The sequence below is a fragment of the Microvirga sp. genome (assembly GCF_014699075.1).
Taxonomy (GTDB): domain Bacteria; phylum Pseudomonadota; class Alphaproteobacteria; order Rhizobiales; family Beijerinckiaceae; genus Microvirga.
The window spans coordinates 94,151-108,898 of record NZ_JACXAB010000007.1 but is presented as its reverse complement, the minus strand read 5'-3'; the positions used below and the strand labels follow the sequence as shown (position 1 = coordinate 108,898).

The 14,748-nt window shown below is 66.4% G+C and carries 12 protein-coding genes and 1 tRNA gene; 3 read left to right on the top strand and 10 right to left on the bottom strand.

Annotated elements, in window-relative coordinates; translation table 11 throughout:
* Positions 1–211 precede the first annotated feature (211 nt).
* Entirely contained in the window at positions 212–532 is a 321-nt protein-coding gene (locus IC232_RS13450) for a hypothetical protein (RefSeq protein ID WP_246812202.1), read from the bottom strand.
* A gap of 46 nt (positions 533–578) precedes the next feature.
* Here IC232_RS13450 and IC232_RS13445 point away from each other — a divergent pair.
* Positions 579–655, top strand: a tRNA-Arg gene (locus IC232_RS13445).
* Between the two features lie 20 nt (positions 656–675).
* Here IC232_RS13445 and IC232_RS13440 read toward each other — a convergent pair.
* Positions 676–1,518: a DUF1206 domain-containing protein gene (locus IC232_RS13440; RefSeq protein ID WP_190845489.1), complete on the bottom strand. Its 843-nt coding sequence runs from the start codon at positions 1,516–1,518 to the stop codon at positions 676–678.
* 137 nt (positions 1,519–1,655) lie between these two features.
* Entirely contained in the window at positions 1,656–3,917 is a 2,262-nt protein-coding gene (locus IC232_RS13435; RefSeq protein ID WP_210335355.1) for a glycoside hydrolase family 3 N-terminal domain-containing protein, read from the bottom strand.
* 129 nt (positions 3,918–4,046) lie between these two features.
* Between IC232_RS13435 and IC232_RS13430 the strand changes: the two genes are divergently transcribed.
* On the top strand, positions 4,047–5,561 hold the full coding sequence (locus IC232_RS13430; protein WP_190845487.1) for a response regulator: 1,515 nt from the start codon (positions 4,047–4,049) through the stop codon (positions 5,559–5,561).
* 1 nt (position 5,562) lies between these two features.
* Here IC232_RS13430 and IC232_RS13425 read toward each other — a convergent pair whose 3' ends face one another.
* Together IC232_RS13425 and IC232_RS13420 are read right to left on the bottom strand one after the other, a co-directional pair.
* Entirely contained in the window at positions 5,563–6,264 is a 702-nt protein-coding gene (locus IC232_RS13425; RefSeq protein WP_190845486.1) for a gamma-glutamyl-gamma-aminobutyrate hydrolase family protein, read from the bottom strand.
* Positions 6,261–7,238 carry an amidoligase family protein gene (locus tag IC232_RS13420; RefSeq protein WP_190845485.1) on the bottom strand — a complete coding sequence of 326 codons (978 nt, stop codon included), beginning with the start codon at positions 7,236–7,238 and terminating at the stop codon, positions 6,261–6,263. Before IC232_RS13420 ends, IC232_RS13425 begins: the two co-directional genes overlap by 4 nt.
* Before the next feature lie 133 nt (positions 7,239–7,371).
* Between IC232_RS13420 and IC232_RS13415 the strand changes: the two genes are divergently transcribed.
* Positions 7,372–8,793 (top strand): MATE family efflux transporter, encoded by a 1,422-nt coding sequence (locus tag IC232_RS13415; protein WP_190845634.1) that lies wholly within the window; start codon positions 7,372–7,374, stop codon positions 8,791–8,793.
* Between the two features lie 94 nt (positions 8,794–8,887).
* On the opposite strand, the gene ispH is transcribed toward IC232_RS13415, so the two are convergent.
* Genes ispH through IC232_RS13390 form a run of 5 tightly spaced genes read right to left on the bottom strand, consistent with a single transcriptional unit; the run spans position 8,888 to position 14,679 of the window.
* Positions 8,888–9,895, bottom strand: coding sequence for a 4-hydroxy-3-methylbut-2-enyl diphosphate reductase (gene ispH, locus IC232_RS13410; RefSeq protein WP_190845484.1), 1,008 nt, complete (start codon positions 9,893–9,895; stop codon positions 8,888–8,890).
* Positions 9,892–11,178, bottom strand: a complete 1,287-nt coding sequence (locus IC232_RS13405) for an FAD-dependent oxidoreductase (RefSeq protein WP_190845483.1) — start codon at positions 11,176–11,178, stop codon at positions 9,892–9,894. Before IC232_RS13405 ends, ispH begins: the two co-directional genes overlap by 4 nt.
* The gene (locus IC232_RS13400) at positions 11,175–12,833 is read right to left on the bottom strand and encodes a squalene/phytoene synthase family protein (protein WP_190845482.1); all 1,659 of its coding nucleotides are present in this window, start codon (positions 12,831–12,833) and stop codon (positions 11,175–11,177) included. The genes IC232_RS13405 and IC232_RS13400 overlap by 4 nt, the downstream gene beginning before the upstream one ends.
* Entirely contained in the window at positions 12,830–13,942 is a 1,113-nt protein-coding gene (locus IC232_RS13395) for a glycosyltransferase (protein ID WP_190845481.1), read from the bottom strand. The genes IC232_RS13400 and IC232_RS13395 overlap by 4 nt, the downstream gene beginning before the upstream one ends.
* Complete coding sequence (locus IC232_RS13390; protein WP_190845633.1) at positions 13,939–14,679, bottom strand: lysophospholipid acyltransferase family protein; 741 nt, start codon at positions 14,677–14,679, stop codon at positions 13,939–13,941. The genes IC232_RS13395 and IC232_RS13390 overlap by 4 nt, the downstream gene beginning before the upstream one ends.
* Positions 14,680–14,748 lie beyond the last annotated feature (69 nt).

Below are 14,748 nucleotides of genomic sequence, written 5' to 3'. Positions count from 1 at the left end.
GATAAAACGGCTACGCCTGGGGTGGCCGGGTCAGTGCTTTTCCTTCGCCGGGCTGTGCTGCTGCGGCTTGTGCCCGCTCTGGCCCGAGTTGTTGTGCTTGTTGTGGTCCCGGCTTTCCTGATGGGACCCGTCGCTCTGCTCGTGCTGCGAACTGTGGGTATTCGAGCCGCCATTACCCTCCAGCGGGATGTCACCAAAACCGGTGCGTAGGCTACCAGCGGATCACGACAACCCGTTCCTTACCATTGCCGAGTTCCACCGCCTCGACCCCCTCCGCTTTGCGGTTCTGAGACTTCGCATCCTCGATGATCTCGATCTCCGCCACATGGGCGGCGAAGGCCTCGTCCACCTCGGCGACGCAAAGCAGGGTGTCGGGGGGAAGGTTCTCGACCTGTTTCAGGAAATCGCGAAGCGTCTGCGCCATGGTGTGCCTCCAGTTGCCTTCACCAACCGGCTTGGCCGTGGCGAGTTCCTTCAGCCTGACGCTGTAATCGTTTGAGAGAGCCGCCCGATCCGGGTCCCGCGGTGGCAAGCCACTGGAATGCCCCTGCCGACCGTGCTAAATCCCCGTCTCAAGCGGTCCCGTAGCTCAGCAGGACAGAGCAGCGGTTTCCTAAACCGAAGGTCGGAAGTTCGAGTCTTCCCGGGATCGCCAGTCAATTAGCGACAAACTGCTTATCGGCTCACCCGTGCGACGGCGGCTTTGGCGTCGTTGAGATCCGGCGCGTCGATGTGGCGGTAGCGGGCCTGGATCAGGCCGAAGAGGCCGAAGGCGAAGAGGCCAAGCGCCGTCAGCGCCAGGAGCACCCAGCCATAGGGCTGCTGCTGCAACGCCTCCAGGGCTCCGCCGAGGCCGCGCACCTCGGAGGAGGAGGCGTGGAGCGCGGCAAGCACCAGAAAGCCGCCGATCATCAGGAAGACCACGCCGCGTGCGGCAAAGCCCATGCGGCCCAGGGTGACGAACCAGTCCCGCTTGTCGGACGGCAGGGAGAGGCGGTCCGCCACCCGGCTGCGCCAGGCTTTTACGATGAAGGCGAGACCCGTTCCGGCGATCGCGAGGCCGACCAGGCCCACCAGCCACTGGCCGAAGGGCTGGCTCATGAGCCAGGCGGTCCAATCCTGGGCGGCCTGATCCTCACCGCCGCCTCCCTGTCCGCGCCCCAGGGCGAGGTTCAGGGCGAAGAGGGCGAGACCCGCATAGATGATGCCGCTGATCAGATGCGCGCCCCGGATGCCCAAGCCCTTCATGTCGGAGCCGCGACGGTCCGCATCGGTGAGCGCCTCCAGGATCCGCCAGGCGCAGAACCCGAACAGGCCGAGCGCAATCAGGACGAGCCAGACCTTGCCGAATGGCTGGGAGACAAGCGTTTGAAGGGCAGAGCGGCTGCCGCCGGTCTGGCCCCCGGAGCCGATCGCCGCGAGGAGCGCCAAGACGCCGACGAGGCCATAGACCACGCCCCTTGCGCCATAGCCGAACCGGGCCAGGGTTTCGACGGGGTTGCGGCTGAGATTTGGCATGGGTGACGACTCCCCTCTGTCAGGAGTGAACCGCCAAGCCTCCATTGATGTTCCGCTCGCTGAAGGAGCATCCGGGGCAACCGCTGCTGCATCGAAAGGCTGCCCGGAAGCCATATCCGGGCATCGTGTGCCTCCGGCTACTGCGCGACGCTGGTCGATGCGGAGGCGCGCCGCTCCATGGGCGGGATCCGGAAGGTTTTCATGACCTCGGCCTGCCCGACCTTTTCAGCGAGCGACGAGCCGCCGACAAACGCCTCGATGGTGCCGGCCTCGACCAGATAGGTGCCGTCATCGAGATGAAAGCCGAGCGACTCCACGGGCACGCGCAAGGTCACGCGCTTGGTCTCGCCGGGTTTGAGCGTAACCTTCTCGAAGGCCTTCAGCTCACGCAACGGGAGGCTGCGGCTTGCCACCGGGTCACGGGTGTAGAGCTGAACGACCTCCTGGCCTTCCCGCGCGCCCGTGTTCCTGACGCTCACCGCAACTTCCAGCACCCCGCCCTGGTCGAGCTGGTTGTGCGTCATCGCGGCATCGGAATAGGAAAACTGCGTGTAGCTCAGGCCCCAGCCGAACGGGTAGAGGGGCGTGATGGACTCGTCTATGTATTGCAGGGTGAAGCGGTTCTCCGGCTTTGTCGGCCGGCCGGTGGGCAGCCGGTTGTAGTAGAGCGGCAGCTGCCCTGTGGCGCGGGGCCAAGTCACAGGCAGCTTGCCGCTCGGACTCACGTCGCCGAACAGCACGTCGGCCACGGCGGGTCCGGCTTCCGTGCCCGGGTACCAGGCCATCAGGATCGCGGGGATGCGCTCGCCCACCGATCCGAGCACCTGCGGGCGTCCGCCCAGGAGAACGAGGGCAATGGGCTTGCCGGTCTTGGCCAGTTCCTCCAGCACCTCGATCTGCTTTCCGTTGAGCTCAAGATGAGCCCGGGATGCAGCCTCGCCGGAGAGCTCCTGCGGCTCGCCGAAGACGGCGATCACGACATCGGATTGTTTCGCGGCATCGAGGGCCGCCTGGAGCCCGCTGGTGTCGCGGCAGAAGAGATCGCAGGCGGGAGCATTGCGCACGGTGATGCCGGTGCCCTGCGCGCGACGGCGGATGCCCTCGAGAACCGTGATGCTGTCCTCCTTGTGCCCCCGGGCGGCATGCGGCCCCATCTGATCGTGCGGCGCATCGGCGAGCGGGCCGACGACCGCAATCGAACGGGCGCTGGCCGGCACCGGCAGCACGTCGCCGCGATTCTGCAGCAGCACGAAGGTTTCGCGTGCCACTTCTCGGGCCACCTGGCGCGATTCCGGCGACGGGAAGGCCGTGTCCAGGCGCGACGGGTCGATGTCCGGGCGGTCGAACAGACCCATGCGGAACTTGGTGCGCAACACCCGGCGCACCGACTCGTCGATCACGCTCTCCGGCACCCGGCCGGCGCGCACCTCGTCGGGCAGGTGCTTGATGTAGAGCAGCCCCATCATGTCCATGTCGACGCCGGCGAGGATTGCCTTGCGGGCGGCCTCCGCGCCGTCAGCCGCGATGCCGTGGTTGATCAGCTCGCCGATCCCCACCCAGTCGGAGGTGACGAAACCGTCGAAGCCCCATTGCCGGCGCAGCACATCGGTCAGCAGCCAGGGATTGGCCGTGGAGGGCTCGCCGTTCAGCGCATTGAAGGCGGCCATGAAGCTCGCCGAGCCCGCCTCCACGGCAGCCCGGAACGGCGGCAGATAGGTGTCGTACATCTCGGCGCGCGGGATGTAGGTGGTGTCGTAGTCGCGCCCGCCCTGGGGGGCGCCGTAGCCGGCGAAATGCTTGGTTGAGGCGGCAAGGCCTCCCTGGCGGAAGCCTTCCACGCGGGCCGCCGTCAGAACCGAGCCGAGATACGGATCTTCGCCGAAACCTTCGACAATGCGGCCCCAGCGGCTGTCGCGGGAGAGGTCGGCCATGGGCGCGAAGGTCCAGTTCACGCCCACATAGGCCGCTTCCTTCGCGGCCCATTCGGATGCGAGCCGCGAGACGCGGGGACTGAAGGCTGCGGCTTCTCCCAACGGAAGCGGAAACTGCGTGCGGAACCCGTGCAGCACGTCGAGACCGAAGAGCGGCGGGATCTTGAGGCGGCTCTGGCGCGCAAGCGACTGGGCGCGGGCGACGTCCTGTGCGCTGTTGAAATTGAGCAGGGCTCCGGCCTTGCCCTCGGAGATGTCCTCCCAGCGCAGGGGCGGACCGTGCGAGACGAGGTTCAGCTGGCCGACCTTCTCTTCCAGGGTCATCTGCCCGAGGAGCTCATTGACGCGGCGCTCGATGGATTGCCCGGATGTTTCCTGGGCCTTGGCCTGCGGGACGGAAGAGGCCGTCAAAACCACCGCGAGCGCCAGCTTGGCCAATCCATGGACATCAGAAAGCCGCACAATCATCTCCTTTGTCGGACAGTAACACTTTATCGCGAGGCAACCGCGCTTGCCGCCGGTTCGTGCTACACAAGATAGCGGTTGGAAGTGGCGTCTGAGCGGCGCCGGGTCAATGCAAATTTTCGGGAAGCTTGAGTGCCTTTGCTGCCTGCCCTGTTGAAGCTGTCTCTGCTGGCCCTGTCCTGCGCCCTGATCCTGTCGGGTTTCGCGCTGGCCGGCGCTGCCTTCTTCAGGGATTCCACGCTGATCGCCGCCGCGGCGGGGCTGTTCCTGCTGCTGGTGGCCGGGGCTCCGCTGCTGATCGGGCGCCAGATCCGGGAGGCTCTCCAGGACAAGGACACCGACGCGTCCGATGAGTTCTCCGTGTTCGAGGATGTCACGGCCGGCCAGATCGAAGAGCCCGCCGTCCCGTTCGCTTTCGCCGAGGATGCGTTCCCTGACGTGACGTCCGCCTCGGATGAGGACGAGGCCCTGCGCCGCCTCCAGAAGGCGGAAGCCGTCGATCGGCTGCGTGACGGCATCACCCATGACCTCAACAACCGGCTCATGGTCATCAGCGCCAATATTGATGCTGCGGCACGTCAACTGAAGGATCAGCCGATCCTGCAGCGCAAGCTGCTGTCGGCTCTCGTAGCCGCCGACCAGGCCGCCAAGCTCATCGCCCGCTCGACGGCTTTTGCCCGCCAGGGCGAGGCAAAGGTCCAGTATGTGAACGTTGCCGAGCAGGTGACCTCGGTGGCCGATCTGATGAGCCGATCCCTGCTGCGCGATACCGTCGACATGCGGCTGTCCCTGGCGGAAGACGTCTGGTCCGTGGAGGCCGATCCGGACGATATCCAGACGGCTATCGTAATGCTCAGCGGACATGTGCGGGATGCCCTGCCTCAGGGGGGCACCATCACGCTCGAAGCTTGCAACGTTTCGGTCGAGAGGGGAGCGCTGCCGGACCTGACGCGCGAGGGCGATTTCGTGCAGCTGACGATCCGCAGCTCAGGACCCGATGACGGGCACCGCGCTGCAGAGGCGGATCTCGAGCAGGCCTTTGTTCTGCGCAACCTCGATCTCTCGTCCTGGCTGTCCCTGCGGCAAAGCCTGCATTTCCTGGAGGGCCTCGGCGGCGCCTCGGAAGTGCGCCGGGACGAAAACGGCACCGCGATCATCCTCTACCTGCCCCGGGCGGATGCGGCGACCCTGTTGCCGCTCGGCTCGCCGAGCGAGGACGACGCCCCTGAGGAGCCGGTGCCGAACCACACCGAGGTTCTCGTGGTGGACGACGAACTCGAAGTGGCGCTCGCCCTTCAGTCGAGCCTGGAGGAGTTCGGCTACGTGACCAGCATCGCCACCGATGCCGCGCAGGCGATCAGGTCCCTGAACGCCCGCAGGCCTGCCCTGGTGCTGGCGGATATCGCCATGCCGGGCACGATGAACGGCATCATGCTGGCGCGTGAGATCCGGCAGATTGCACCGTCTCTTCCCGTTCTGCTGATCACGGGCAATCCTGGAGCAGTTGGGGAGGAAAGCGAATTCCCGCTGCTGCAGAAACCCATCGTCAGCCGCGATCTTCATGCGGCAATCCAGCGGCACCTGAACCCGCCCCGCGACAGCAAGGTGATCCCGCTCTTCCCGCGCGCATCGAAACGAGCCCGCTGATCTAGATTGCAAGCGGTGCTGCCGACAGAGGAAGTGCCGCCTCCTGGGCCGCTTCGGTGAGGGCTGCGAACAGCCGTTGTTGCGGCTTCTTCCAGACCAGCAATTCCGGATGCCATTGCACGCCAATCAGGAACGGTGCGCTCGGGCTTTCGATGGCCTGCACGATGCCGATCTCGTCACGGGCCGCGATGCTGAGGCCCTGTCCGAGCCGATCCACGGATTGATGATGTAAGGCGTTCACAAGACAGGGATTGCAGCGCAGGATGCCGTTGAGGCGCGATCCCGGCTCGACGGACACCGTCTTGCGCGGCAGAACCGTACGCATCTTCGGCGCCTGCACATAGACCTCGTAGATGTCCGTGTGCAGCGAGCCGCCGAGCGCCACATTGATCATCTGCGATCCGCGGCAGATGCCGAGCACCGGCAAGCCCACGGGCAGAGCCGCCTTGAGCAGCCCGAGTTCCAGCTTGTCGCGTTCGGGATCGATGCGCACGTCGGGCAGAACCTTCCCGCCATAGATCTCTGCGCCAATGTCGTCGCCGCCACCGATGACGAGACCGTGGAGCGGCTCCGCCGGCAGGGGATTGCCCGGCACGAGGCGAATGGAGCGCGCGCCCGCGCGATACAGCGCCAGCCGGTGCATGAGGTAGCTGCGCCAGCCGCCGCGGCGAGACGTGGTGACGCCGATGAGAGGTCTGGTCATGCGCGTACGACCTGCTCCACCACGTTGGCCCAGCTTTTGTCCTCGCCCTCGAAGGCGAGATAGGCGGAGCCCACCGCATCCAGCGTCTCGCGATCGGCAGCCAGGCGCTCGACGCACACCCAGCGGTTCCAGTCCGGCGCGATGCTCCAGCCGGGATCGCTCACCCGCGCGTCGGGCAGACGATAATGAAATGTGGGGCGCCCGTTGATCTTCTCGTTCGGCAGCACGGCCCGCACGCGCTTCGCATCGAGATGGTGCAGAAGCGGCAGGAGGTCGAGATCGCGGTTCCGCGTCGGGTTATGACTCAAGTAGTCGTCGATGAAGGCGGCGATATCCGGCTGGTAATCCGGCTGAACGATCCTGCGCACGTATTCGGCCGGGAAGGGGTCCGCGAAGCCGAGGAGATTGCGGGTGGTGTCCGGTGAAGCCTCGCGCCGGAGCCAAGGGTTGAGCAGCGCGAAGCTCTTCATGAAGGCCGTGAGGGTTGCAGCATCCTGGCGCGGGATCTCCGGATTGAAATGCAGCCCGAAGGCATAGAAGGGCGCATCCTGCGTGCCCTTGGCGCCAAGCCTGCGCAGGATCGTCAGGATACGGTTAAGCTCTTCCAGCCGGTCGATGGGGGTGGGAGCGGTGACGAGCTCGCAGGGCACGAGATAGCTCGCAGCAAAGCCGAACAGGGCGGCGATCTTGGGCAGCACGCCGCGCTGCGTGCCGGCCTGCTTGCCGGGGTGCAGGATGCGGCTGTCGAGCTCCACGGTCAGATCGCCGATGGCGGATTCCTTCAGGGCGAAGGCGTGCGGGTCCTCCTCGATGAGCCGGCCTCCGAGCGCCTCCTGCAGGGCCTGCACGGTCTTCTCGGCCGAGGGGCCGACGAATTCGATCTCGACCCCGACCGTGCGCATTTCGCCCCGCTCGTTGTGCAGGACCGGTGGCAGGGCGAAGTCGATTGCGGTGAGAAGCGCCGGCTGCGCCATGAAGAACTCCGGGAAACCAACACGGAAACGTGAGCAAGGAGGGGAACGGACGCGCTTGAGTTCAGGTTCCTTTTTGGGCTTGAGAGTTCCTGCGGTGGCTTTCCGGCGGCAGGTTGGCTACAAGCCCAACACCATGATTCATCGCCCATCACTGATCGAGCGCGCCGCCTGGGTGGCGGAACTCCGCGCGACTCTGGCCCTCGGCTGGCCGCTCGTTCTCGCCACCCTGGCGCAGAGCGCCCTGATGACCACGGACGTCATTCTGATGGGCTGGATGGGCTCGGAATCTCTCGCGGCGGGTGCGCTCGGCACCAATCTCTATTTCGCTTTTCTGATCTTCGGCATCGGCCTCGTGAACGCCACCTCGCCGATCATCGCCGAAGAGCTTGGCCGCAAGCGCCATTCCGTGCGCGAGGTGCGGCGCACGGTTCGCCAAGGCCTGTGGGCCTCGGTGACGGTCGCGATTCCGATCTGGATCGTCGCCTGGAACGGAGAGGCGATCCTCCTTGCCATCGGCCAGGAGCCCAAGCTCGCCCAGAATGCCGGCGAGTACATGCGCGCGCTCCAATGGAGCCTGCTGCCGTTCCTGTTCTTCCTGGTACTGCGCTCCTTCCTGGCGGCCCTGGAGCGTCCGGGCTGGGCGCTGTTCATGGGCCTGCTGGCCATTCCGGTGAATTTCGGCGCAGCCTATGCCCTGATGGTGGGTTCGTTCGGTTTGCCGGCCCTGGGGCTGGTCGGCGTGGGTCTCGGCACCGTGATCTCCAGCACCTTCATGTTCCTGGCGCTTGCCCTGGTGATCACCCTCGATCCGAAGCTGAGGCGCTATCATGTGTTCGGGCGCTTCTGGCGCTCTGACTGGCCGCGCTATCGCACCCTGTGGCGGCTCGGTGTTCCCATCGGCCTGACGCTGATGTTCGAGGTGACGATCTTCAACGCGGCCGCCATGCTGATGGGCCGGCTTGGCGCGAGCGAGCTGGCCGCCCATGCGGTGGCCCTGCAGATCGCCTCCTTCTGCTTTTCCGTTCCCCTCGGCATCGGGCAGGCCGTCACGGTGCGCGTGGGCCGCGCCTATGGTGCGCAGGATGCGCCTGGGGTTGCCCGCGCCGGCTGGACGTCGTTTGCCCTGGGCACCGGCTTCATGGTCATTACGGCCTCTCTCATGATGTTCGCGCCGCACCTGCTGCTGGGCGCCTTCCTCGACCTGGGCGACCCGAAGAATGCGCTCGTGGTCGATCTGGCGCGCTCGTTCCTGGTGGTGGCTGCCATCTTCCAGCTGGTGGACGGTGCGCAGGCGGTGGGCGCCGGCATGCTGCGCGGTCTCCAGGACACGCGGGTGCCGATGATCTATGCAGCGTTGGGCTATTGGGGCGGCGGCCTGCCGCTCGGCATCATCCTGGCCTTCAACACGCCGCTGCGCGGCATCGGCATCTGGATCGGGCTCGCCAGCGGTCTGACTGTGGTGGCTGGGCTGATGCTGTGGCGCTGGCTGCGCCGCGACCGGCTCGGGCTCGTCACGGCCACGCCGGCCGACGTTCAGGAAGCGTTTGCGAGCTAGCACATCGTGCGGACCCAGAGGGCCACGTCAGTGAAAAGTGGATCCGGTTTTCGCTAGCGCGGCCCTCCGGGTCCGCGCCGAACGATGCGCCAACTCAAGAGATGAGCATCGGATTGGTCCCAAAAGTGGTGTCCACTTTTGGGTCCGATGCGTCAGAGACGAGACGTGACAGATCCACGGGGGCGAACTGCGCATCCTCGCGGGTCACGGTCACCTCCTCCACCGTGAGACGCCGCCACTGCGCGAGCCGCGCTAGGGCCTCCTGCACCAGATCCTCGGGCGCGGAGGCCCCGGCGGTCAGACCGATGACCGCGGCGCCGTCGATGAAGGAGAGCGTCAGATCCTTCGGGTCCTGCAGGAGAAGCGCCTGACGGCCCTCGTTGACGGCAACCTCGCACAGGCGGTTGGTGTTCGAGGAGTTGCGCGCCCCGCACACGATGATCCGCTCCGCCCGCCGGGCGATGACGCGCATAGCCATCTGCCGGTTCTGCGTCGCGTAGCAGATCGTCTTTACGTCAGGACCTTGGATGCTTGGGAAACGCGATTTCAGGGCCGCGATGATCTCGCGGGTGTCGTCCACGGACAGCGTGGTCTGGGTGATGTAGGCGATGCGCTCCGGGTTCAGAACCGGGACGGTGAGCGCCTCCGCGACGCTCTCGACCACATGCACGGTTCCGTCGATCTGCCCCGTCGTGCCCTCGATCTCCACATGCCCTCGGTGGCCGATGACGATGACTTCGCGGCCTGCCCTGGCATGGCGCTGCCCTTCGAGATGAACGCGACGCACCAGTGGGCAGGTGGCGTCGAGTACGGAGAGGCCGCGGCCTGTCGCATCGCGCTCCACCGCGCGCGACACCCCATGGGCGCTGAAGATCGCAACCGCGCCGTCGGGAATCTGCGCGATGTCGTCGACGAAGATCGCGCCCTTGCGCTTGAGGTCGTCCACCACGCGGTTGTTGTGCACGATCTCGTGCCGCACATAGACGGGCTTCCCCGTCCGCTCCAGGGCATCCTCGACGGCCTGGATGGCGCGCTCGACGCCGGCACAGAAGCCGCGCGGCGCCGCAAGCAGAACGGTGAGCGGCGGATGGTCCTGAATCATGCCGCGTCCTCCGTCTTCAAGGCTCGGTCTTTGGAGAGAGTGGCCCGGGTGCCGCGGGCATGGTGCAGGATGGATGCGGCGTGTTCGCCTGCCATCACGGCGCTCTCGATGGTGGCGGGAAGCGAGCCGATCCAGTCGCCGGCCAGCGCCAGGTTGGCGAGCGGCCGCAGGGGCGGCTGCGGCAGGGTCTCGGCGGCCTGGCGGATCGTGGCGCGCTTTTCCTTCACCACGCGCGTGTCAGGCTGCCGGTCGGCCTGCGCATCGAGGCCGAGGGAGCGCAACGCCGGGGCGATCTCGCGCCAGATCCGTGCTGCCACGTCGGATGCATTCTGGTCGACCACGGCATCGGCCGCGGAGACTGTGACGCTCACATGGTTCTCGCGGACCAGCGCCCATTGGGCAAGCGTGCCGGTGAAGCCGATGAAGCGCGGATGAGCCAGCCCCTTCATGCGGTAATGCACGTTGAGGATCGGCTCGAACTGCGTCGGCACGGGCAGATCAGGCAGAAGCCGCTCCACCTCATAAGGCGGGAGCGCCAGGATCACGCGGTCGTCCGGGCCGAGCATCACCGTGCGGTCGCTCAGCGCCAGCCCGATGACGCGCCCGTTGGCGGTGAGAAGGGTGCGCAAGCGCTGTCCGTTGAGAACGGGCACGCCCCTGGCCTGCAGGGTTGCGACGGCAGGCTCGATCAGGTCCGGGCCCAGGCCGTTCCTGGCCACCAGGAGCCGACCGGCGCCGGGCCGGATGAGCTGGCGAAGCGCACCGGCAAGGCGCTGCGCAGACGCCTGTTCGGGTGGCGTGTTGAGAACCGCCACGGTCAGCGGCTCGATGAGGCTGTCCATGATCGGCCGCTTGCCGATGATGGCGGCGACCGGGCAATCCTTCGACGCGAAGACGAGGCGAAGAATCCGCACAAGATCGGGCAGGGTCAGCCCCTGTGGACGCCGGGACGGCAGCAGCCAGGACCAGGGCGAGAGGCCGACGCGGCGCATCTCGCCGGTGCGGCCGTCATAGAGCGGAAGGCCCTTGGGTTCGGGCTCGATCCAGCGCTCGCGTGCGCCCACGGTCTTCAGGAGTTCAAGCGCACGCGCGTTGGCCGTGAACAGCACATGGGTGCCGTTGTCATGGGTAAAGCCATCGGCGGGGTGCAGCGTGCGGCAGCGCCCGCCTGGATGAGGAGCGGCCTCGTAGAGCACGGCCTCCCCGCCATCGGCCGTAACAGCGAGCGCCGCGCTCAGGCCCGCAACGCCCGCTCCCACGATATGAGTGCGCCGCGCCGTCATGCGGGCCTCATGGCGCGGGTGATCAGGTGCAGGCGGTCGGTGGTGCTCAGGCGCAGCCGGCCTTGGCGCGTGCCCCAGCCGCGGGCCTGCAAACGAGCGAGCACGCGGCGATAATTCTCCATCATCAGGATCGCCGGTTTCAGTGCCGCGCGGTCAAGGCGCGTCAAGGCATCATCGGCAGCCGCAAAGCCTGCGCGCGCCTCCTCTGCCAAGCCTTCGCACACGCGGGCGAAGCGCGGATCGGCCACGAGGGTAGCGGCCGGCGCATCCTGCAATCCAAGCTGCGCCAGTCGCGAGAGAGGAACGTAAACGCGCTCGCAGGCGGCATCCTCGTCCACATCGCGAAGAATGTTCACCAGCTGCAGGGTGCGCCCGAGATTGATTGCAAAATCATGCGCGGAGGGCACGCCGAAGATGAGGATCGACAGGGCTCCGACCGAGCCCGCAACACGGCGGCCGTAGAGATTGAGCTCGTAATCACTCGTGATCCGCAACCGCTCCGCGCTGTCCATCTCCATGCCGTCGAGGAGCGCGTGGCATTCCTCCACCGGCAGCTTGAAGAGCGTGGACGCACGGGCGAGCTCCCGCCCGATAGGGGTTTCAGGCGCGCGATGCAGCCGGTCGATCTCGCGCCGCCATTCGCTTAAGAAAACACGCTTCTCGGAAGGCGGCGCGGCCCCGTCGGCGATGTCGTCGACGGCGCGGCAGAAGGCATAGACCGCATGCATGGCGCGCCGGCGCTCGCTCTGCAGGCTCTGCATGCCGAGGCGGAAGGACGATCCGGAACGCCGCACCATCGCGGTCGTGATGCGATGATCGCTGTTGATCGGCCGGCGCAACGTGCCGCTCAAGCCCCGCAGGAACGCCATGCAGGCGTCAGACTTGCTCACCTGCACCCGTTCCAGAACCGGGTCGGTGCGGCGCAGGCGATCGCTCAAACGACGGGCGAGCGCGATGGTGGCGATGCTCTGCGCCCGCAGGCGCCGGTTCTGCACATGCTCCGGCAGGGATTGCGCCTGATCGATCAGCGCATCGACCCGGTCGAGCATGGCATCGATCACGCTGCGGCGGAAAGCAGCCTGAGCCGGATCGAAGAAGGCCTTTTCGGAGCCTGCTCCCATCATCCAGCGCAAGGGGACGTAGATGCGGCCGAGACCCTGATAATCCTTTCCGCAATCCTGCAGGTGGTTGAGGATCTGCAGCGCCGTGCACAGGGCGTCTGCCGGAGCCTGGGCGGCGCTGCGCTCGTTGTGGAGGCTTAAGAGAAAACGGCCGACCGGATTGGCCGAGAAGCGGCAGTACTCGATGAGCTCCGCCCACTCGTTGTAGCGGGCCTTCACCACGTCCTGCCGGAACGCGCGCAGGAGATCGCGGGCTTGCACAATCCCGGCCTTGTGCTGCCTGTCAGCTGCATGCAGGCGCGCGGCTTGAGGGATCGCAGGATCGCCGGCAATAAGCGCCTGCTCAAGCGCGTCGAGCCGGTTGAGCTTTTCAGCAGCCTTCAGGTCGGACGCATCGGCAATGTCATCGGCCATGCGGGCGAAGGCGTAGAAGGCGAGTGTCGCATCGCGGTGCTCGGGCGAGAGCACCAGCGAGGCCACCGGAAAGTTCTCGTCTCGCGGCTGCTTCGTCGCTTGGGTGATCGCTGCACTCATGGCTTCACCCCCACGGGATAAAGCCTTCCCTTCCATCCGGCACTGCGGGTCGTGCCGATCCGCAGGAGCACGCTCCACTGGATCGCAAGCCCCACCAGCACGGTGAAGGGATGCAGGGGGATGGACCAGAGATTCTCCCGTGTCGCAACCGTCACGAGCGTCCGCGTGGCAAGCGACAGCAGCGCTGCGGCCACGATGGGAAAGGTCGGTGCAAATGGTAGCAATGTAAAGGGCAGGACATGCCCGCCGAGAAGAAGCATCGTCCAGATCGGCAAGGCAACCGGCGTTGCCATGCCCTCATGGGCATTCTTGGCAAAGCCATTCCAGGCATCACTGAAGCGTGTGTACATCTGGCAGGAGGCGAGATGATCGCCCGGCACGAGATCCGTCATGACGCCCTTGCGGCGGAAGAGCCGCGCCAGCTGAATACCGTCATGGATGCGCGTGCGGATGGCCGCATGGCCGCCGCTGGCGCGATAGGCCTCCCGCTCGACGAGCATGAGCTGGCCGCAGGCCGCGCCGAGACCGGGATCGCGCGACAGGCGCATGAAGCCCATGGGCAGATAGCCGAGAAGCAGCAGGTTGATGGTGGGCACCGTCAACAGCTCGCCCAGCGAGCGGATGATCTGGCGCGGAACGGCGCTCACCAAACCCGCATGGGTCTCCTGCGCATGGCCTGCGAGACGGGCGGCCGCCTGCGAGCCCAAGCGCACATCGGCATCCACGAACAGGAAATGCGTGCCCTTGGCGGCCTCAGCGAGATGGTGGCAGGCATGGACCTTGCCGGTCCATCCGTCCGCGAGCGGAGGAGCCGTGAGAAGTCGTACGCGCTCATCGCGTGCAGCATAGGCTCTGACGATCTCCGGCGTGGCGTCCGTGGAACCATCGTCCATGACCAGGATCTCGACGGGCACACCGACACTGGCCAGAGCGGCATCGAGGGCAGGGCCTATGTTCTTCGCTTCGTTGCGAGCGGGAATAAGGATCGAGACGAGAACGTCGCCTTCCGGTGCATGGGGCGGCGTTGCACGCAGGATGCTCAGGTTCACGAGTGCCAACGCGAAGGGAAGCGCTGCAAGAGCTATGAGGACGAGACCGAGGACAATCATGAGGGGCGTCCCTCATGCGACGGATCGAAGGCTCGGCCCCGAACGGTCGCCATCATCCGGCGCCATCCGTCATAGATGCCGCCCACCCCGGCGCGGCCTTCGAGCATGGCGCGGAAGCGCGCCGGGTCGCGGCTCTGGACATCGGCGCTCAGCCGGTCGAGGGTGGTCGCGAGCTCCGCCTCGAGACGCTCTAGACGAGCGGGACGTGAAAGATCCAGAAGATCCTGGCCGCGCATCGGCTTGCCGAAAGCAAGAAAGGCCTCGGCGCCGCGCTCAAGCCAGAAGCCGTATTCGATGGCAAGCGGGATCACGGTGCAGTCGGGGGCGAGTTCGGGAAGCCGCGCAACGCCGGCTTTGAGGCCAAGTGGACGCTCGCGCACATCACTGAAACGCCCCTGCGCGGTGACCCACAGGGCATGAGTCGGCGACGATAAGATTTCGGCGCTGGTGCGCAGGAACTCCGCCGCGCCGCGAGGGCTGGCGAGATCGACGCCGAACGCGCCGATGCGGCCGAAGACCCCGTATTGCTTCAGCATCGCGGCATCAATGGGCGCGTAGCTTTCATGCGAGGGAAGGAAATGGTCCGCGGCCAGGATATAGACGGCTGCATCCCACCATGCCGGATGATTGGAATAGACGATGATCGGCCCGCTCTGCGGAACGGGCGGCAGGCCCCATGAGGCGACCCGCAGGGCATTCATGTGCCGCGTGAAATAGCGGCGGAAGGTCGAGACCATGAAGCGGTGGATGAGAGGAGAGCGACGCGCCACAGGAGACGATCCCGCCCGGTGAGGCGGGGAGCGGTC

What these genes read in the sequence shown, in the direction of transcription:
- IC232_RS13440 (WP_190845489.1), bottom strand. Translation starts at nt 1,518, where the DNA reads ATGCCAAATCTCAGCCGCAACCCCGTCGAAACCCTGGCCCGGTTCGGC.
- IC232_RS13415 (WP_190845634.1), top strand. Translation starts at nt 7,372, where the DNA reads ATGATTCATCGCCCATCACTGATCGAGCGCGCCGCCTGGGTGGCGGAA.
- IC232_RS13435 (WP_210335355.1), bottom strand. Translation starts at nt 3,917, where the DNA reads ATGATTGTGCGGCTTTCTGATGTCCATGGATTGGCCAAGCTGGCGCTC.
- IC232_RS13390 (WP_190845633.1), bottom strand. Translation starts at nt 14,679, where the DNA reads ATGGTCTCGACCTTCCGCCGCTATTTCACGCGGCACATGAATGCCCTG.
- IC232_RS13400 (WP_190845482.1), bottom strand. Translation starts at nt 12,833, where the DNA reads ATGAGTGCAGCGATCACCCAAGCGACGAAGCAGCCGCGAGACGAGAAC.
- ispH (WP_190845484.1), bottom strand. Translation starts at nt 9,895, where the DNA reads ATGATTCAGGACCATCCGCCGCTCACCGTTCTGCTTGCGGCGCCGCGC.
- IC232_RS13425 (WP_190845486.1), bottom strand. Translation starts at nt 6,264, where the DNA reads ATGACCAGACCTCTCATCGGCGTCACCACGTCTCGCCGCGGCGGCTGG.
- IC232_RS13395 (WP_190845481.1), bottom strand. Translation starts at nt 13,942, where the DNA reads ATGATTGTCCTCGGTCTCGTCCTCATAGCTCTTGCAGCGCTTCCCTTC.
- IC232_RS13420 (WP_190845485.1), bottom strand. Translation starts at nt 7,238, where the DNA reads ATGGCGCAGCCGGCGCTTCTCACCGCAATCGACTTCGCCCTGCCACCG.
- IC232_RS13405 (WP_190845483.1), bottom strand. Translation starts at nt 11,178, where the DNA reads ATGACGGCGCGGCGCACTCATATCGTGGGAGCGGGCGTTGCGGGCCTG.